The following is a 17,860-nucleotide window of genomic DNA, read 5'->3' as shown; positions in this document are numbered from 1 at the left end:
CATTCTCCAGAGCGCCGACCCCGCCACCAGGCTGGCCGCCACGGTCACCCGGGTCGTCGCGCCCGCCACCCCGGCCAACGCGCTGATCGGCCCCCAGCCGGGCAACAGGTTCGTGGCCGTCGAGGTGACGCTGGTAAACCAAGGACAGTCCGTCTACACCGGCCTGCCGGGACTCGGCGCCGTCCTGGTCGACGCCGCCGGGCAGCAGTACCAGCCGACCCCGGCCGAGGTGAGCGAAGGCCAGGGCTTCGGCGCCGGCGCGACGGTCAACGTCGGGGAGAGCAGGCCGGGGATGCTGGTGTTCGAGCTGCCGCAAACGGCGACGCCGGCCGCGTTCCAGCTCGCCGCCGACCCGGCCGCGCAGAAAAGCCAGTGGACCCTGAGCTGAGCTGGGCAAACAAAAGGGCCTCCGATCGCTCGGAGGCCCAGATGGCGGTGGTGGTGGGATTTGAACCCACGGATGAGTTGCCCCATCACACGCTTTCGAGGCGTGCGCCCTCGGCCACTAGGCGACACCACCGCGGATGAGCTTACCGGATCCGCCGAGTAGCAAAGAACTCCTTGAGCACCGCGGCGCATTCTCCGGCGAGCACGCCCATCACGACCTCGGGCCGATGGTTGAGCCTGCGGTCCCTGACGACGTCCCAGAGCGAGCCGACGGCGCCGCCCTTGTCGTCCACGGCGCCGTACACGATCCTGTCGACTCTGGACAGCACCGCCGCGCCCGCGCACATCGTGCAGGGCTCCAGCGTGACGACGAGGGTGCAGCCGCTCAGCCGCCATTCGCCGCGCGCCCGCGCGGCCCGCCGCAGCGCCAGCACCTCGGCGTGCGCGGTGGGGTCGGCGCTCGCCTCGCGGTCGTTGCCCGCCGCCGCCAGCACGCCGCCGTCGGCGTCGAGTACGACGGCGCCCACGGGCACCTCGTCCCTGGCCCCCGCCGCGACCGCCTCGGCCAGCGCCAGCCGCATGGCCGACGCGAACGCCGACGGGACAGCCGCCGGATCGGCAGCCGACTCAGAGGCTGGATCGGAAGGGGGATCGGAGGCCGGGCCGGGGGTCAACGCAGCCGGTCGAGCTCGTCGGCGAAGGACAGCCGCTCGGCGATGACCGACAGGATGTCGGCGGGCAGGCCCTCTTCCATGCTCAGTTCGAGCAGTTCCTCCGAGCTCACGCCCAGGTCGCTGAGCAGCTCGAAGTCACCGGCCGGCCGCACGCCGAGCCCGTTGCTCTCCTTGTCGGGCGCCACGCCGGCGAACTCGGCGAACAGCTCGCCCAGGTTGTTGGACAAGATCGCGTGCGCGTCGGACAGGAAGACCCGCGGTTCCTCCTCGCCCCGGTATCGCGCGATGGCGAACCATTCGTCCTCGACCTCGACGCACAGCAGGGCCAGTTCGTCGCCCGACAGGCCCAGCGTCTCCATGACCGCGTCACCGAGATCGTCGACGATCTCCGCGCCGGTCAGATCGACCTCGGCGCCGCTCCAGCCGTTGGATGTCCGCACGAAAGCAGCAGAGAAGGTATTGGACGCCATGTCCGCGCTCCAGGGGGGTCAGCCGAAGACCGATTCGATGGCACGCTCGAACGGCTCGGAGAATCCGAGCCGCGCGGCGATGCTGGACAGCACGTCCTCGGGCAGCAGGTCGATGTCGCCGGAGAGGATTCCCAGCTCCATCTCGTCCAACCCGAGATCGGCGAAGATCGAGAGATCTCCCGCCGGCAGCACCGTCTCCTCGTCCTGGAGGATCTCGTCGAGTTCGTCCTCGTCGGGCACCGGCACGTCCAGGTAGTCGAGAACCTGCCTGGCCAGCGGGAAGTCCCACGAGGCGGCGATGTCGGACAGGAACACGTCGACCCGCTCGCCCAGGACACGCAGCGCGACGAAGAACTCGTCGCCGACGGCCACCAGGCCGATCGTGCCGCTCTCGCTCGGCTGCTGCCGCAGGGCCTTGATCAGCCCGTGCAGATCGGACGTGAGCGTGACCGGCAGCAGCCCCGCATCCCAGCGATCGTCCTCGCGGTAGACCACGACGGCGAAGTCAAGCGCGTCCTCGTCTGTCATCGCCATCCCCACCCGACCTCTGACACGACAGAGTTTCCAGGATTCCAATCGTTCCAGAATCGACCACCCCCCGTGTGGCTCTCCGGCCAAATTGTGATCAAAACCAAAGACGCGAGGTGCCGTCACCTTCCCCACCGGCTACCGTTGTCCCTTATGGAAACCCTCGTCGTCGACCATCCGCTCGTGGCACACAAGCTCACCACGCTGCGTGATGTCCGCACCGACTCACCCACCTTCCGCAGGCTCGCGGACGAGCTGGTGACGCTGCTCGCGTACGAGGCCACCCGTGACGTCCGCGTCACCGACGTCACGGTCGACAGCCCGGTGTCCCAGGCCCGCGGCGTGCGGCTGGCCAAGCCGTACCCGCTGGTGGTGCCGATCCTGCGGGCCGGGCTCGGCATGCTCGACGGCATGACCAGGCTGCTGCCCACGGCCGAGGTCGGCTTCCTCGGCATGATCCGCAACGAGTCGACGCTGCAGGCGGAGACGTACGCCACCCGCCTGCCCGACGACCTGTCCGGGCGCCAGTGCTACGTGGTCGACCCGATGCTGGCCACCGGCGGCACGCTGGCGGCGGCCGTGCAGTTCCTGTTCGACCGTGGCGCGGTCGACGTGACCGCCATCTGCCTGCTGGCCGCCCCCGAGGGCCTGGCGTACATGGACAAGGTGTTCGCCAACTCCGGCAAGCCGATCCGCCTGGTCACGGCCGCGCTCGACGAGCGGCTCAACGAGAACGGCTACATCGTCCCCGGCCTGGGTGACGCCGGCGACCGCCTCTACGGCGCCGCCTGACCTCTCCGCCCTTCCCCTCCGGTTCACGCTCTGTCTCCACTTCGTTACATACTGTGTTTGTGTGGGTACGTAGAGACAGGAAGGCAACTTCCGCATGCGCCTTGGGGGAGCACGATGAGCGACATGCCGACGGCCGAGGTGTTCTCGTGAGCGAGCACACCGAGGCGGACCCGACTCCGTACGCGGAGGTGGAGACGGCGCTGTGCGACGAGTTCGCCGGCGTGCACTCCGCGGCCACGGTGACGCGCTGCGTCGAAGCGGCGCATTACGGCGCGCTGGAGGTCACCGGCTTCGCCCATCCCAGCCTCGTCGAGCGGATCGCGCGCAAGCACCTTCACGTACTGGCCCTGGTGGCCAGTGAACGTGGCTAGCAAGATCGAAACTATCCCGCGAAGTTACCTTTACCCCGGCAACGGGGTGGGTAATGTATACGGCGGGTGGAGTGGGTAAGTGGTACGGAGGCGACAGTGCAGGTCAAAAAAGTCCTCACATACGGTGGTATCGCTTTTGTGGCGTACTACCTGTTCGCGCGACCAGCTGATGCCGCGGACGCGGTCAGAGGGGCGTTCGACACGGTCTTCAACGCGGCCGACTCGTTGGCCCAATTCGTGAACAACCTCGCATGAGACTTGTGACCCATGGGGACTCTGCGCCCTCGTCGGTCAACCGTTACCTCCTCCCCCACGAACAACAGGTCATCATGGTGCGGCGGCACCCCGCGGTGCTGCTGCGCCCCGTTGCCGAGGTCTTCGGTGGCCTGATCATCGCCGGCCTGCTCAGCAGGTTCTTCGGCGGGAACGCCAACAGCAGCACCCTGCTGGTCGTCGTCTGGTGGCTCTGGCTGCTGCTGTTGATCCGTTTCGTGTGGAAAGTCGCGGAGTGGTCGGTCGATTACTTTGTGGTGACCTCGAAGCGGATGTTGCTGACTACGGGGTTGATCACGCGCAAGGTCGCGATGATGCCCCTGGGCAAGGTCACGGACATGAGCTTCCAAAGATCTCTGCTTGGGCGCATGCTCGGTTACGGTGAGTTCATCCTCGAGTCGGCCGGTCAGGATCAGGCACTGTCAACGGTCGAGTACATTCCGTACCCGGAGACGCTGTACCTGGAAGTCTGCCAGATGCTTTTTCCCAGCAAGGACGACGGCGACGATTAATCTCTGGGGCGGGAATTCTTCACCTGGGGATACCAGATTCGGCTACTTCATGCAATCATTGCGTGTTGTTGACCCTTCCCCGCCTTGAGAGATGAGATGCCGAGTCAGGGAACCATCGGTGACCGCGTCCGCGGACTGCGGCTGAACAGGCGGATGTCCCAGGCCCAGCTGGCCGGACCCGACCTGTCTGACAGTTATGTCTCGCTCATCGAGTCGGGCAAGCGCACGCCGACTCCCGTCGTCGCCCGCCTCCTGGCCGAACGGCTGGGATGCACGACCGAGTTCCTCCTGCATGGGATCGAGCCTCGGCAGCGCATCGACACCGAGCTCGGGCTGCGTCATGCCGAGCTCGAGCTGCAGCACGGCGACCCCTCCGCCGCCGCCGACCGCTTCACGGAGATCGTGAAGGCGGCCGACGAGGAGAACGCCATGCTGACCGCCCACGCGCGCTTCGGCCGGGCCCGGGCGCTTGAGGCCCAGGGCCGGCTCGGCCAGGCCGTCGAGGCGTTCGAGCGCCTGCGCAGGGAGGCGGCCGCGCACCCGGAGCGGCTGGCCGACCTGCCGCTGACGATCGCGCTCAGCCGCTGCTACCAGCGGGCCGGCGACCGGCTGCGCGCCCGTGACCTGGCGACGTACGCGCTGGAGCAGGCCGAGCGGCTGGCCATCACGCAGGGCGAGATCGCCATCGACCTGGCCGCCGCGCTGGCCGAGGCCCGCGACGAGCACGCCGGCGACTCCGCCGGGCTCGCTTACGTCAAGCGGGTCCTCGACGTGAGTGGCACGCCTGAGGTTGTGGACCGTTCCGGAGAGGTTCACGCGCTGTGGCGGGCCAGCTCCGAGGCGGCCGCGGGCGAGGATTCCGCGCTGGCCGTGCGGCTGGCCGACGACGCCATCATGGTGGGCCGCCAGACCCGGCTCGCGCTGCAGCTGGCCAGGGCCGCGATGCACTGGTCCAGGCTGGGCTCGGTCGCCCCCGACGAGGCCGAGCGGCTGATCTCCACCGCGACCCGGGCCTTCGCCGCCTCACCCGCGACCGCGCGCGAGCACGGCGAGAGCCTGATCGTGCACGCCAGGGTGCTGCTGCGGGCCGGCGCCGGCGCGCGGGCCGAGGAGCTGGCCGGGCAGGCGCTCAAGCTGCCGCACGACGGCGCGAGCACGACCCCGGCCGAGGCGCACCTCGTGCTGGCCACGGCCGTGCTCGAACGCGCGGGCGAGGCGGCCGAGCTGCTGCGGAAGGCGCAGACGCTGCTCGAAGGTCTCGACCGGCCGGTGTTCGGCTTCGACAGGCAGACCGCGCGCTGCTGGCGCGAGCTCGGCGACCTGTACGGCCGGGCCGGGTCACGGGCACTCCAGTCGGCCGCTTATCGTAAGGCACTCGAAACCGCCGGAGTTCACTCGGCCATGGCCGGGGTGACGGTTGACACCACAGTTTCCCGCTGAACCAACCTCCGTGAGCTCCAGATTTGGCTTTTTGAGTCTGGAATAATTAGGGTCTACCAGTCATTGACTCATAGGATGATTGGTTTCCCCGGAGGAGGCGGACTGTGAGTCTGCGTACGGCGCAGCGGGCTTCGCTCGTCGACCAGGTGATCGATCAGCTCAAGGAGCAGATCACCTCAGGGTCGTGGCAGATGAACGGCAAGATCCCCACCGAGACCGTGCTCGCCGAGCAGCTCGGAGTGGGACGCAACACCGTTCGTGAGGCTGTGCGCGCGCTCACGCACGCGGGGCTGCTGGAGTGCCGTCAGGGTGACGGGACTTACGTCCGGGCCACCAGCGAGCTCTCAGGGGCCATGCTGCGCCGGCTGAGGCAGGCCGAGCAGCTGGAGATCCTGGAGGTCCGGCGGGCGCTCGAGATCGAGGCCGCCCGCCTGGCCGCGACCCGGCGCACCGACGACGACATCGTGCGCATCGAGGCCGCGCTGGCCGAGCGCGACCGCGCCTGGGAGGTCGACGACCCCGATCTGTTCGTGGAGGCGGACCTCGCCTTCCACATGGCGGTCGCGCACGCCACGCACAACCTGGTGCTCATCGACCTGTACGAGGACTTCTCGGCGGCGCTGCGGGCCAGCATCACCGCGGCGGGCACGTCGCTCAACAAGAGCTACATCCCGCACGACGCGATCGCCAGGGCGATCGCCGCGGGCGACGCCTCGGCCGCCGAGCGGGCCGGGCACGCCTGCATGGAGCACATCCTCATCGCGCTGACCGACTCCTGAGCCACCGGAGCCGACCGAACCCACCTCTCGCACGTCGTGAGGTGGGTTCTTCGCGTCGTGGGCCCGATCAGTCAAGAGCGCGTCATGGCCCCGATCCGTCACGGGCGCAGCCTGGGCCTGGTCGGTCAAGGACGCAGGCTGTCGGCGTGGTCGCGGGCGAACTCGGCGAACGTGGTGCCCGGCCGGCCGACCACGTCGGCGAAGTGCGGCGTGACGTAGTCGCCCCAGCCGCCGGAGTAGGCCCTGAGGTACTCGGCCGTGACCGCGGCGTCCCACTCCCGCATGCCGGACTCCAGCATCGAGCGGTGCGCGTCGTCCGGCTCGACCGGCTGATACGTGATCGGCAGGTCGTAGACCGTCTCCAGCTCCTTGGCCGCTTCGTGCAGGGAGATGCTGGCCGGGCCGGTGAGGGTGTAGGTCTTGCCGTCGTGCGCGGCCAGATCGCGCAGGACCCTGGCGGCGAAGTCGCCGATGTCCCTGACGTCGATCATGCCGATCCGGCCTTCGCCGATGCCGCCGTAGAGCGTCGTGCCGTTGACCGAGCCGAACAGGTTCTGCATGAAGAACGCCGGGCGGATGATCGTCCAGCCGAGGCCGGAGGCGGCCAGTTCGGCCTCCGACAGCGCGTGCAGGCGGCCGTTGCGCGTGGGGGCGTCGTGCGCGGCCCCGATGGCCGACAGGCGGACCACGTGGCGCACGCCGGCGTTCCTGGCCGCCCACAGGCCGTTCATGGCGGCGTGCGGCGCCTGCGGGCCGAACGGGGTCAGCAGCCACAACGTGTCGACACCGCGGAAGGCCCGCTCAAGGGTCTCAGGACGGTCGAGGTCGCCGACCGCCACGTCCACACCCGACGGGGCCTTCGCCGCGTCACGCACCAGCACCCGGACGTCCTCGGTGTCACCCAGCGACTTCAGCACCGCACTGGAGACGGTGCCGTTGGCACCGGTGATCAAGATGGTCATGTCAGCCCACACTCTCGGTCGAGAGGCGCCACTCGTTCGCGGCGCCGATGCGGATGACGATATAGTAATGATTAGTGATGGTCAAGATCAGTGACTAATTGGAGGGCTGAAGGGTGCGCAGGAGCGAGCAGAAGCAGGTGGAGCCGGATCTCGGGATCCTGGCGGCCAGGACGCTCTTCGGCTTCCAGCGGGAGCTGTTCACCAGGCTCGCCGCGCAGGGGCACCCGCGGCTGCGGCCACGGCACGGCGCGGTGCTGGCCTACCTGGACGCCGACGGCAGCCGCGCCACCGACCTGGCGGCGCAGTCCGGCCAGCACAAGCAGGTGATCGGCACGCTGGTGGACGAACTCGTGGCCCTGGGATACGTGGAACGCCAGCCCGACCCGGCCGACCGCCGGGCCAAGCTGGTGGTGCCCACCGAGAAGGGGCTCGACCACATGGCCAGGTCGGACGCCATCGTCGCCGAGGTGGAGTCCGCGCACGCCGCCGCGGTGGGCGAGCAGGCGTACGCGGCGTTCAAGCAGGTGTTCGCGCAGGTGGCCGAGCGGCAGGCGGGCGGCGGGGTCAGCCCAGACGAAGCGACATGACGAGGTAGCGGAAGACGGGCTCGGAATCGCCGGGAACGTCTTGGATGAGCGCGGGCCGGGTGGGCGACTCCATGTTGATGCGCGCGAACTCGCTCTCGAGCCCGGTCAGCCCGTCGAGCAGGAACTGCGACTGGAAGGCGATCTGGATGTCGTCGCCGCGCAGCTCGCACTCCACGACCTCGGTGCCGCGCCCGATGTCGCCGCCGCCGGCCTGGATGAGCACCTGGCCCTGGCTGAAGGTCAGCCTGATCGCGGTGTTGCGCTCGGCCACCAGCGCCACCCGCTTGATGGCGTTGACGAACGGCGCCACGCGCACGTCGGCCCTGATCGACCAGTCGGAGGTGAGCCTGGCCCGGTAGTCGATGAACTGCTCATCGAGCAGCCGCACGGTGGTGCTGCGGCCGACGCTCTCGAAGCCGGCCACGCCGTCGCCCATGGCCACGGACACCTCGCCGCCGCGCAGCGACTTGGCCACCTCGACCAGCACGCGGGCGGGCACCATGGCCGAGACGGCCACGTCGGGGGCGGCGGGACGCCAGGTGAAGTCGCGGGCGGCGATGCGGTAGCGGTCGGTGGCGGCCATGGCCACGTTCTCGCCGTCGATGTCGACCCTGATGCCGGTGAGCATGGGCAGGGTGTCGTCGCGGCTGGCCGCGGGCGCGACCTGGCCGACGGCGGAGGCGAACACGCCGCCGCCGATCGCGCCGATGCTCGGCGGCATGGTGGGCATGGTCGGGAAGTCTTCGACCGGCATCGTGATCAGGCCGAACTCGGCGGTGCCGCAGGTCAGCACGGCTTCCTGGCCCTCGGTGACGATCTCGACGTCTTCGGCGGGCAGGCTGCGGCTGATCTCGGCCAGCAGCCGGCCCGGCACCAGCACGCGGCCCTCCTCGGCCACGTCGGCGTCGACGAGCGCCCGCGCGGAGACGTCGTAGTCGAACGCGGACAGGCTCAGCTCGTCTCCGGCCTCCAGCAGCAGCCCGGACAACACCGGAACCACCGGGCGGCTGGGCAGAACACGGGCAGCCCACGCCACCGCGTCCGCCAGTACATCGCGGTCAACCCGGATCTTCACCTGATCCACCCCTTCGTCTCGCCTGCCTCTATGAAAAATAGCCGGTGTTACCGACAAAGCCTGCTACCGGCTGTTGAGGTAGGCGAGTACGGCCAGCACCCTCCGGTTGTCGTCGTCGGACGGTGCGAGCCCGAGTTTGGCGAAGATGCCGGCCGTGTGCTTGGCCACGGCGCTCTCGCTGAGGTAGAGCCGCTGGGAGATGGCGGCGTTGGACCGGCCCTCCGCCATGGCTTCGAGCACGTCGCGTTCGCGCGGGGTGAGCTCGGCCAGCGGCTCGCGTCTGGCGTTGCTGGCCAGCAGCTTGGCGATCACCTCCGGGTCCATCGCGGTGCCGCCGCCGGCGACCCTGCGTACCGCGTCGATGAACTGCTCGGCGTTGAACACCCGGTCCTTGAGCAGGTAGCCGATCGCGCCTGAGCCGTCGGCCAGCAGCTCGCGCGCGTAGAGCTGCTCGACGTGCTGCGAGAGCACCAGGATCGGCAGGCCGGGTATCTGCTTCCTGGCCGCCAGCGCGGCCTGCAGGCCCTCGTCGGTGAACGTGGGGGGCAGGCGCACGTCCACGATGGAGACGTCCGGGCGCAGCTCCAGCAGGCCCTTGAGCAGCTCGGGGCCGCTCTCCACGGCGGCCACGACGGTGAAGCCGTGCGCCTGGAGCAGGTGCACCAGCCCGTCCCTGAGCAGGTACAGGTCTTCGGCGATCAGGACGCGGTTCATCGTCTGAACCATAGACGCCTCGGGGTGACCTCCGCCCACCAGCGACTGCTGTCGTGGCAGGCGGGGATCCTGATGGCCAGGACGTACATGGTGATGCCGATCGCGATCATGGCCAGGATCGTCGGCCACTGCCAGGGCTGGGGCAGGTAGAGGGCCAGGAACCAGGTCTTCTCCTCGATGTCGAAGGTCTTGAAGACGCCGGCCACGATGCCCTGCGGGAACATCGGGCACCAGGCCGTCACCCACAGCAGGCCCACCAGCGCGGCCTTCCACCTGGGCAGCTTGGGCAGGTTGCCGGCCCAGTGCTCGGGCAGCACGCGCGGCAGCTCCATGATGACCGTGGTGGGCCCGCCGGGCGGGCTGTGCAGCACGAGCACGCCGTCGAAGGCGGCCAGGCGGCGTTCGATGCCCGCCAGGCCGCTGCCCTTGCTCGGGTCGGCGCCGCCGAGACCGTCGTCGGTCACGGTGATGCGCAGGTCGGCGCCCTTGGTGCTGATGTCGATGGCGGCGTTCGTGGCCTCGCCGTGCCTGGCCGCGTTGGACAGCAGCTCGCTGACGGCGAAGTAGGCCGCGGCCTCGACGGGGGCCTCGGGCCGGTGCGGCAGGTCGACGTCGACGGTGACCCGGATCGGGCTGTCCATGGCCAGCGCGCGCACGGCGTCGGCGAACCCGCGTTCGGCCAGCACCGGCGGGTGGATGCCGCGGATGACCGTGCGCAGCTCGGTGAGCGTCTCCGCGGAGGCCTCCCTGGCCTTGGTCAGCAGGGCCTTGGCCGCGGCCGGGTCGGTGTCGACCAGTTGCTCGACCGCGCCCAGCGTCATGCCGATGGCCACCAGCCTGGCCTGGGTGCCGTCGTGCAGGTCGCGCTCGATCCTGCGCATCTCGGCGGCCTGGGAGTCGACCGCCAGCGTGCGGACCTTCTGCAGGTGGGTGACCTGGCCGGCCAGGCGGCTGGCCGCGGTCGCGTCGAGCAGCAGCCTGCTCCAGACGGCGTACACGCGCAGCCCGCGGCCGGGCAGGAGCAGCAGGATCGGCAGCAGCCCGACCTTCACCAGCGGGTCGAGCACCAGCCACAGGTCGTCGCGCCAGGTGCCGGGGTCGGTGATCATCCACTTCCACCGGTCGTTCCAGGCGGGGATGCGCGGGGTCTTGTACAGCGTGCGGTCCGAGCGGTACATGCCGTCGGACTGCGGCACCGGGGGCGGCGGCTTGGGCAGGTAGGGCGCCTCGATCGCGACGTCGGCCCACCGGCGCATCAGCCGCCGGTTCTGCTCGGCCAGCGCCCGCACCATCCGCACCTGGGGCGGGAACAGCGGCACCGCGCCCAGCCCGAACGCCAGGACGAACATCGCGGCCGACAGCAAGATCGCCGCCACCTGCACGGCGATCAGCAAGAGCAGCGCCATGACCTGGCCGTACTTCCGCAGCATGCCTCCAGTGTGCGCGAGCTCGACGCATGCCGTCACTGCACCTAGGTACACCCTTGCCGGGCATCCAGCCGGATTCTCCGTGAACCCGCTGATTTCTAGCGTCTATCCCATGAAAGTCATCGAGGTCAGGAACCTTCACAAGCGGTATCCGAACCACGTGGCGGTGCGTGACGTCTCGTTCGAGGTCGCCGAGGGCGAGATCTTCGGCATTCTCGGGCCGAACGGCGCCGGCAAGACCACCACCGTGGAGTGCGTGGCCGGGCTGCGGGTGCCGGACGGCGGCAGCGTCCGCGTGAGCGGATTCGACCCCCAGAAGGATCGCGCCGAGCTGCGCAAGGTGCTGGGCGTGCAGCTGCAGTCGGCGGCGCTGCCGGAGAAGATCAAGGTGTGGGAGGCCCTGGAGCTGTACGCCTCCTTCTACCCCGAGCCGGCCGACTGGCGCGAGCTGCTGGAGCGGGTCGGGCTCGGGCACAAGCGAGACGCGGCGTTCGGCAAGCTGTCCGGCGGCCAGCGCCAGCGCCTGTCGGTCGCCCTGGCGCTGATCGGCCGGCCGCGCGTGGCGGTTCTCGACGAGCTGACCACCGGCCTCGACCCGCAGGCCCGCAGGGACACCTGGGAACTGGTCGAGCAGATCAGGGACTCGGGCGTGACGATCGTGCTGGTCACCCACTTCATGGAGGAGGCCGAGCGGCTCTGCGACAGGATCGCGCTCATCGACGCCGGCACGGTCGCCGCCATCGACACGCCGGCCGGGCTGATCGCCCAGGTGGGCGGCGAGCAGCGGCTGCGCTTCCGCCCGTCCGCGCCGCTCGATGACTCCGTCCTGCTCGCCCTGCCCGAGGTGCGCGAGGTCACCAGGAGCGGCGAGCAGGTCGTCGTGACCGGCGGCGGCAACCTCGCCCACGCCGTCACGCTCGCGCTGGCACACAACCAGATCGTGCCGGGGGACCTGCGGATCGAGCAGGCCACGCTGGACGACGCCTTTCTCGCCCTGACCGGAAGGAAGCTCACGTGAAGCGGATCCTCTTCGTAGAGACCAAGCTCTACCTGCGGGAATGGCCCGCGCTCGTGTTCACCCTGGCACTGCCGCTGGCACTGCTGCTGGTGATCGGCAGCCTGCCCACGATGAGCAAGCCGTCCCCCGAGTTCGGCGGCGAGCGGTTCGTCGACACGCAGCTGCCCACCACGATGGTGTTGCTCGCGCTGGCCACCGTGGCCTTCACCGTGCTGCCCGGGGCCCTGGCCACCTACCGGGAGCAGGGGGTGCTCAGGCGGATGTCCACCACGCCGGTGCATCCGGGCCGGCTGCTCGTCGTGCAGCTCCTGATCAACCTGGCCGTCGGCACGCTGGCGGCGGTGCTGCTCATCGTGGCGGCCAAGCTGGTGCACGGCTCGCCGCTGCCCGGCAACCTGCTGGGGTTCGTGCTGGTCTTCCTGCTCGGCACGGCGGCGCTGCTGGCACTCGGCCTGGTGGTGGCGTCGGTGGCGCGCACCGGCAGGTCGGCGCCGGGCATCGGCTCGGCGGTGATGTTCCCGCTGCTGTTCGTGGCCGGCATGTGGCTGCCCCGCGAGGTCATGCCGGACGCGCTGCGCACGGTGAGCGACTACTCGGTGGTCGGCCCGTTCGTGCAGGCGCTGCGCGACACCTGGTCGGGGCAGCCGCCGCAGCTCATGAGCCTGCTGGTGATGACGGCGGGGCTGGCCGTGTTCACCGGGCTGGCGATCCGCCTGTTCCGCTGGGAGTAGCCCATACCGGGCGCGCGCCCGTGACGTTCGTCATGAGCGAGTAGAGCGAGGACGAGGCGGCGATGAACAGGCGGTTGCGCTTGCGGCCGCCGAAGACCAGGTTCGCCGTGAACTCGGGCAGCTTGAGCCGGCCGATGAGCGTGCCGTCGGGGTCGTAGCAGAGCAGCCCCTTGCCTGCCGCGGCCCAGAGGCGGCCGGTGTCGTCGAGCCGCAGGCCGTCGTACTTCTCGTGCGGGCCGCCGGTGGCGAAGACCCGACCGGCGCTCAGCTTGTCGTCGTGCACCTCGAAGACCCGGACGTGCCCGGCCCTGGTGTCTGCGACGTAGAGCAGCCGCTCGTCCGGGGAGAAGGCCAGGCCGTTGGGCCGGACGAAGTCGTCGGCCACCACCCGCACCTCGCCGCTCACCGGGTCGACGCGGTAGACGTGGCAGCCGTCGATCTCCTGCTCGGCGACCTCGCCCTCGTAGTTGCTGATGATGCCGTACGGGGGGTCGGTGAACCAGATGGAGCCGTCGGAGCGGACGACCGCGTCGTTGGGGCTGTTGAGCCGCTTGCCCTCCCAGCGGTCGGCGATGACGGTGATGGAGCCGTCGTGCTCGGTGCGGGTGACGCGGCGGTTGCCCTGCTCGCAGGAGATCAGCCGGCCCTCGCGGTCGAGGGTGTTGCCGTTGACGTAGCCGGACGGCACGCGGAACGGGCCCACCGCGCCGGTCATCTCGTCCCAGCGCAACATCCGCTCGTTCGGGATGTCGCTCCAGACCAGGAAGCGGCCGGCGGGGAAGTAGACCGGGCCCTCGGCCCAGCGGGTGCCGGTGTGCAGGATCTCGATCCGGTCGTCGCCGCCGATCATGGCGAAGCGCTCGTCGAGCACCTCGAACTCGGTGGGGATCGTGTCTGTCATGACCCTCACCATACATCGTTCGGTCATCTTGATGAATCGTGAGATAGCATCCTGTCGTGGACGATATCGACAAGATGCTGGTCGGCCTGCTGCAGGAGGACGCCACGCAGTCGTACGCGGCGCTCGGCAAGGCGGTGGGCCTGTCCAGCGGGGCCGCGCACGAGCGGGTGCGCAAGCTGCGCGAGCGCGGCGTGATCAGGCGCACCACGATCGAGGTCGACCCGGCGGCGCTCGGGCGGCCGGTGACGGCGTACGTGCTGGTCGACGGCAGCAGCTGGATGGGCGACAGCGCGGCCAGGCTGTCGGCGATCCCCGACGTCGAGGAGGCGCACGTCATCGCGGGCCCGGCCTCGGTGCTGCTCAAGGTCCGCACCCGCGACACGAAACGCCTGCAGGACGTGCTGCGCCAGGTCTTCGAGGTGGACGGCGTGACCGGCACGCAGACCGTGGTGGTGCTGGAGACCTTCTTCGAGCGCCCGACCCGGGCCGACTGACTCTCAACTATTGTTGAGGTTATGACGAAGGTCGCCTGGAACTCCAAGGAACTCACGGTCGGGCAGCTCGCGGAACGCAGCGGCGTCGCGGTGTCCGCGCTGCACTTCTACGAGGCCAAGGGGCTCATCTCCAGCCGCCGCACGGCCGGCAACCAGCGCCGCTACCACCGCGACACGCTGCGCAGAGTGGCGTTCATCCGGCTGTCGCAGCGCCTGGGCATCCCGCTGAAGACCATCAAGGACGCGCTCGACGAGCTGCCGGGCGAGCGCACGCCCAACCGCGAGGACTGGGCCAGGCTCTCCGCCGCCTGGCGCAGCGAGTTGGACGACCGGATCATCCAGCTCCAGCGCCTGCGCGACGACCTGACCGACTGCATCGGCTGCGGCTGCCTGTCGCTCGACCGGTGCGCGCTGGCCAACCCCTACGACCGGCTGGGCGAGGAGGGGCCGGGCGCCCGACGCATCGACACCCGGCTGTGCCCGCCCCAGTCGGCCGGCTGCCTCACTCCTTAGCGTTCTTCGCCGACGGCACGATGAGCGTGGGCCGGTGCGCGTGATGCAGCACGTGGTTGGAGACGCTGCCGAGCAGCACCGATCTGACCCCGGCCAGCCCGCGCGAACCGGTCACGATCACCGCCGCGTCGATCTCGTCGGCGACGTCCACGATGGTCTTCCAGATCGACTCGTTGTCGGCGACCGCCCGGTGGCTCACCTCGCTCAGGCCCGAGGCGATCGCCAGCTCGGCGCCCTCCTTGGCGTGCTGCTCGGCGTGCGCCCTGGCCTCGTCCTCGGTGTCGGGGCCGAGGCCGGCGGCCGCCAGCGGGTATTTCCTCAGCTGCACGAGCAGCGGTTCCCAGACGGTCAGCACCACCGTCGGCCCGGCGGCCAGGTTCTTGGCCGCGAACTCGATCGCGGCGCGCGCGTCCGCCGAGCCGTCATAGGCGACAAGGATGGTCATGGTGTTCCCCCTTCGCTCACTGGCTAGAGCATCCGGTTGATCACCGTTCATCCCGTACCGGCTGTCTGCTTGGTCACACCAGGCCGAGTCCGGCCAGCTGGGCCCGGCTGGCCACGTTGAGCTTGGGGAAGGCCCGGTAGAGGTGGTAGCTGACGGTCTTCGGGCTCAGGAAGAGCTGCGCGCCGATCTCCTTGTTCGTCAGCCCCTCCGCCGCCAGCTTGACGATCTGCAGCTCCTGCGGCGACAGGTTCGCCGCGGCCTCTCCGGCCGAGGCGGGCGAGCTGGTGTCGCCGGCCGCGCGCAGCTCGGTCCTGGCCCGCTCGGCCCAGGGACGGGCGCCGAGCCGGTCGAAGATCTCCAGCGCCGCGCGCAGATGCGGGCGTGCGCTGCCCTTGTGACGTTCCCTGCGCAGCCGTTCGCCGAAGGCGAGCCTGGTACGCGCCGTCTCGAACGGCCTGCCGCTGGTCGCGTGTCCGGCCAGGGCGGTGCGGAAGTGCTCGTGCGCGGTGTCCCAGTCGGGTTCCGACAGCGCCAGGCAGCGATGCAGCACCGCGTCGGCCCAGTCCAGCTCGGCCGCCCCGGCCCACTCGGCGAAGCGGCGCAGCGGCTCGTGCGCGGGCAGGCCGAGCCGTACCGCCGCCTCGATCTGGTCGGGCGCGAAGTACACGGCCTGGATCTGGTGGCGCACCGGGCCCGCCATGGCGGCGTCGAGCCGGTCGAGGGCCTCGACGAAGCGGCCCTGGCCCAGGTCGAGCATGGCCAGCGCCCATTCGGCCCAGGCCAGGCCGTTGACGATGCCGTTGGTGTCGTAGCGGCCGAGGCAGCGGGCGGCCAGTTCTGCGCACTCCCTGGCGTCCCCGCGTACCGCCGCGATCCAGGCGAGCATGCCCTCCAGGTAGCCGGCCCGGTTCGGCTGGCCGGTGTCGGCGGCCAGTTGCAGCCCCTCCGTCGCGGTCGCCACGGCGTCGGTGAACCGTCCCAGGTACAGCTCGGCTGCGGCCAGCGTCAGATGCGCCAGCGGCAGCCGGCCGATCTCGCCGTTCGCGCGGCACTCGCCGGCGACGGCGGCGGAGATCGCGCGTGAAGACTCGAAGTCGCCCACCAGCCCGGCCACGAACGCGGCGTTCACCCGCGTGGCGTGCGCGCCGCTGTCGATGCGGCCACCGGCGGCGACCAGGCCGCGCATGACGGGCAGCGCCCCGGCGGGTCCCTCGGCCAGGAACGCCGCCGCCCCGGCGACCGCCTCGACGGCCGGGCCGAGCCCGTCCTCGGGACGCAGGCCGAGCGCGTACAGGCGATCGGCCGCCTCGGCCACCCTGGCGGGATCGCTGAGCTGCCAGGCGTTGCGCGCGGCGTCGATGAGCATGAGCCCCGCCGCGACCCGGTCCAGGCCCGCCACGCGCTCGGCGCCCGACACCAGCAGGTCGTGCGCCTCGTGCGGCGCGCCTTCGTCGAACGCCACCCGGGCCCGCAGCTCAGCCAGCCTGGCCAGCGGCAGCGGATCGGTGACCAGCCGGCGGGCCTGCTCGCCGAGTTCCTTGGCCCGGTCGGGCCGTCCGGCGTCGGCCGCCGCCACGGCCGCGGCGGTCAGCCGCCGCGCCCTGGTCCCGGGATCGGGGGTGAGCTCGGCGGCGCGCTCGAGCGCGGCCGCGGCACCGGCGTGGCCGCTGCGCTCGCGGGCCCGCTCGGCCGCCTCCTCCAGCGCCAGCGCCGCGTCCTCGTCCGGGCCCGTGGCCGCCGCAGCCAGGTGCCAGGCCCTCCGGTCGGGCTGGGCCACCAGCTCGGCGAGACTCCTGTGCACGGCCAGCCGCAGGTCGAACGTGCCCAGCCGGGCGGCCGCCGCCCGCATGAGCGGATGGGTGAAGCTCACCTGCCCGGACGAGATCGTGACCAGCCCGGACTCCTCGGCCGCGGCCAGCGCCGACGGCCCGGCGCCCAGGCGCTCGCCCGCCCGCAGGACGACGTCCAGCTCCCCGCCGTCGGCCAGCGCCGCCACCAGCAACGCGGTCTGGGCGGCCGCGGGCAGCGCGGCGATGCGGACGCTGTAGGCCCGGCGCAGGCGTTCCGGCAGCGGCAGCGGACTGTGCGCGTCACCCGCCGACTTGGGCAGTTCCAGCAGGGCCAGCGGGTTGCCGCCGCTCTCCTCGATGATCCGGCGGCGCAACGGCTCGCCGAGCCCGGGCGCGGTGTCGGACAGCAGCTGCGCGGCGCTGACCTGGTCGAGCCCGGCCAGCCGGTGCACCGGCAGCCCGGAAGGGTCGAAGCCGTCGCGCGCGCCGAAGATCATGGCGATGCCCTCGGCGTGCAGCCGGTGTGCCGCGAACCGCAGGGCGTGCGCCGAGGACTGGTCGAGCCAGTGCGCGTCGTCGATCAGGCAGAGCAGCGGCCCGTCCTCCGCCAGCTCGGCCAGCAGCGACAACACGGCCAGGCCGACGAGGAGCTGATCGTCCCTGGTCGCCTGGGCCAGCCCGAACGCGCCCTTCAGCGCGGCCGCCTGCGGCCCCGGCAGGGCGTCCAGCCGGCCGAGCGCCGGGCGCAGCAGCAGGTGCAGCGAGGCGAACGGGATCTCGGCCTCGGTCTCGATGCCGGTGCCGCGCAGCACGGTCAGGCCGGTCGCCCGCTGCTCGGCGTACCTGAGCAGGGACGTCTTGCCGATCCCCGCGTCGCCGCTGATGACCAGGACCCCGCTGCGGCCGCCGCGAGCGGCCTCCAGCAGCGCCTCGACGGTGTCCTGGTCGTCGTCTCGTCCCCGCAGCACCCCCGAATC

The 17,860-nt window shown here is 70.7% G+C and carries 21 protein-coding genes and 1 tRNA gene; 11 read left to right on the top strand and 11 right to left on the bottom strand.

Annotation, left to right across the window (positions count from 1 at the left end; genetic code table 11):
* The coding region (locus HII36_RS13030; protein WP_173523396.1) for a DUF4352 domain-containing protein at positions 1–388 on the top strand (388 nt) is incomplete at its 5' end.
* Positions 389–430: 42 nt separating this feature from the next.
* Here HII36_RS13030 and HII36_RS13025 read toward each other — a convergent pair.
* The 4 genes from HII36_RS13025 to HII36_RS13010 all read right to left on the bottom strand — a co-directional run bounded on the left by HII36_RS13025 (position 431) and on the right by HII36_RS13010 (position 2,065).
* Positions 431–520 (bottom strand) — tRNA-Ser (locus HII36_RS13025).
* Positions 521–530: 10 nt separating this feature from the next.
* Positions 531–968: a tRNA adenosine(34) deaminase TadA gene (gene tadA, locus HII36_RS13020; RefSeq protein WP_173523395.1), complete on the bottom strand. Its 438-nt coding sequence runs from the start codon at positions 966–968 to the stop codon at positions 531–533.
* A gap of 89 nt (positions 969–1,057) precedes the next feature.
* Entirely contained in the window at positions 1,058–1,531 is a 474-nt protein-coding gene (locus HII36_RS13015; RefSeq protein ID WP_173523394.1) for a tRNA adenosine deaminase-associated protein, read from the bottom strand.
* An 18-nt stretch (positions 1,532–1,549) separates the two neighbouring features.
* Positions 1,550–2,065, bottom strand: coding sequence for a tRNA adenosine deaminase-associated protein (locus HII36_RS13010; protein WP_407940785.1), 516 nt, complete (start codon positions 2,063–2,065; stop codon positions 1,550–1,552).
* 147 nt (positions 2,066–2,212) lie between these two features.
* Between HII36_RS13010 and upp the strand changes: the two genes are divergently transcribed.
* The 5 genes from upp to HII36_RS12985 all read left to right on the top strand — a co-directional run bounded on the left by upp (position 2,213) and on the right by HII36_RS12985 (position 6,226).
* Positions 2,213–2,851: a uracil phosphoribosyltransferase gene (upp, locus tag HII36_RS13005; RefSeq protein WP_173523392.1), complete on the top strand. Its 639-nt coding sequence runs from the start codon at positions 2,213–2,215 to the stop codon at positions 2,849–2,851.
* Positions 2,852–2,997: 146 nt separating this feature from the next.
* Positions 2,998–3,222: a three-helix bundle dimerization domain-containing protein gene (locus HII36_RS13000; RefSeq protein WP_173523391.1), complete on the top strand. Its 225-nt coding sequence runs from the start codon at positions 2,998–3,000 to the stop codon at positions 3,220–3,222.
* 251 nt (positions 3,223–3,473) lie between these two features.
* Positions 3,474–4,007, top strand: coding sequence for a PH domain-containing protein (locus HII36_RS12995; protein ID WP_173523390.1), 534 nt, complete (start codon positions 3,474–3,476; stop codon positions 4,005–4,007).
* A 96-nt stretch (positions 4,008–4,103) separates the two neighbouring features.
* Positions 4,104–5,447: a helix-turn-helix domain-containing protein gene (locus HII36_RS12990; RefSeq protein WP_173523389.1), complete on the top strand. Its 1,344-nt coding sequence runs from the start codon at positions 4,104–4,106 to the stop codon at positions 5,445–5,447.
* A 104-nt stretch (positions 5,448–5,551) separates the two neighbouring features.
* Positions 5,552–6,226 carry a FadR/GntR family transcriptional regulator gene (locus tag HII36_RS12985; protein WP_173523388.1) on the top strand — a complete coding sequence of 225 codons (675 nt, stop codon included), beginning with the start codon at positions 5,552–5,554 and terminating at the stop codon, positions 6,224–6,226.
* A 125-nt stretch (positions 6,227–6,351) separates the two neighbouring features.
* Here the strand turns inward: HII36_RS12985 and HII36_RS12980 are convergent, their stop codons facing one another.
* Positions 6,352–7,188, bottom strand: a complete 837-nt coding sequence (locus tag HII36_RS12980) for an SDR family oxidoreductase (RefSeq protein WP_173523387.1) — start codon at positions 7,186–7,188, stop codon at positions 6,352–6,354.
* Positions 7,189–7,301: 113 nt separating this feature from the next.
* Between HII36_RS12980 and HII36_RS12975 the strand changes: the two genes are divergently transcribed.
* Complete coding sequence (locus HII36_RS12975) at positions 7,302–7,775, top strand: MarR family winged helix-turn-helix transcriptional regulator (protein WP_173523386.1); 474 nt, start codon at positions 7,302–7,304, stop codon at positions 7,773–7,775.
* Here HII36_RS12975 and dnaN read toward each other — a convergent pair.
* The 3 genes from dnaN to HII36_RS12960 form a co-directional block, all read right to left on the bottom strand.
* Entirely contained in the window at positions 7,753–8,850 is a 1,098-nt protein-coding gene (dnaN, locus tag HII36_RS12970) for a DNA polymerase III subunit beta (protein WP_173523385.1), read from the bottom strand. The two genes, HII36_RS12975 and dnaN, sit on opposite strands and share 23 nt — an antisense overlap.
* 63 nt (positions 8,851–8,913) lie before the next feature.
* The gene (locus tag HII36_RS12965; protein ID WP_173523384.1) at positions 8,914–9,564 is read right to left on the bottom strand and encodes a response regulator transcription factor; all 651 of its coding nucleotides are present in this window, start codon (positions 9,562–9,564) and stop codon (positions 8,914–8,916) included.
* Positions 9,561–10,994, bottom strand: a complete 1,434-nt coding sequence (locus HII36_RS12960; RefSeq protein ID WP_173523383.1) for a sensor histidine kinase — start codon at positions 10,992–10,994, stop codon at positions 9,561–9,563. The genes HII36_RS12965 and HII36_RS12960 overlap by 4 nt, the downstream gene beginning before the upstream one ends.
* A 109-nt stretch (positions 10,995–11,103) precedes the next feature.
* On the opposite strand from HII36_RS12960, the gene HII36_RS12955 reads away from it, so the two are divergent.
* Positions 11,104–12,009 (top strand): ABC transporter ATP-binding protein, encoded by a 906-nt coding sequence (locus HII36_RS12955; protein WP_173523382.1) that lies wholly within the window; start codon positions 11,104–11,106, stop codon positions 12,007–12,009.
* The gene (locus HII36_RS12950; RefSeq protein ID WP_173523381.1) at positions 12,006–12,740 is read left to right on the top strand and encodes an ABC transporter permease; all 735 of its coding nucleotides are present in this window, start codon (positions 12,006–12,008) and stop codon (positions 12,738–12,740) included. The genes HII36_RS12955 and HII36_RS12950 overlap by 4 nt, the downstream gene beginning before the upstream one ends.
* Here HII36_RS12950 and HII36_RS12945 read toward each other — a convergent pair.
* The gene (locus HII36_RS12945; RefSeq protein WP_173523380.1) at positions 12,703–13,641 is read right to left on the bottom strand and encodes an SMP-30/gluconolactonase/LRE family protein; all 939 of its coding nucleotides are present in this window, start codon (positions 13,639–13,641) and stop codon (positions 12,703–12,705) included. The genes HII36_RS12950 and HII36_RS12945 overlap by 38 nt on opposite strands.
* A 56-nt stretch (positions 13,642–13,697) precedes the next feature.
* Between HII36_RS12945 and HII36_RS58605 the strand changes: the two genes are divergently transcribed.
* Positions 13,698–14,135: an Lrp/AsnC family transcriptional regulator gene (locus HII36_RS58605; RefSeq protein WP_328807697.1), complete on the top strand. Its 438-nt coding sequence runs from the start codon at positions 13,698–13,700 to the stop codon at positions 14,133–14,135.
* A 21-nt stretch (positions 14,136–14,156) separates the two neighbouring features.
* Positions 14,157–14,648, top strand: coding sequence for a redox-sensitive transcriptional activator SoxR (gene soxR, locus HII36_RS12935; protein WP_173523379.1), 492 nt, complete (start codon positions 14,157–14,159; stop codon positions 14,646–14,648).
* Here soxR and HII36_RS12930 read toward each other — a convergent pair.
* Both HII36_RS12930 and HII36_RS12925 read right to left on the bottom strand, forming a co-directional pair.
* Positions 14,638–15,093: a universal stress protein gene (locus tag HII36_RS12930; RefSeq protein WP_173523378.1), complete on the bottom strand. Its 456-nt coding sequence runs from the start codon at positions 15,091–15,093 to the stop codon at positions 14,638–14,640. The two genes, soxR and HII36_RS12930, sit on opposite strands and share 11 nt — an antisense overlap.
* 73 nt (positions 15,094–15,166) lie before the next feature.
* Positions 15,167–17,851 carry a helix-turn-helix transcriptional regulator gene (locus HII36_RS12925; RefSeq protein WP_173523377.1) on the bottom strand — a complete coding sequence of 895 codons (2,685 nt, stop codon included), beginning with the start codon at positions 17,849–17,851 and terminating at the stop codon, positions 15,167–15,169.
* Positions 17,852–17,860: the final 9 nt, after the last annotated feature.

Origin of the sequence: Nonomuraea antri, assembly GCF_013283785.1 — a bacterium.
Taxonomy (GTDB): Bacteria; Actinomycetota; Actinomycetes; order Streptosporangiales; family Streptosporangiaceae; genus Nonomuraea; species Nonomuraea antri.
Note: the sequence above shows the minus strand (reverse complement) of the source record. Positions and strands in the feature narration are given on the sequence as shown.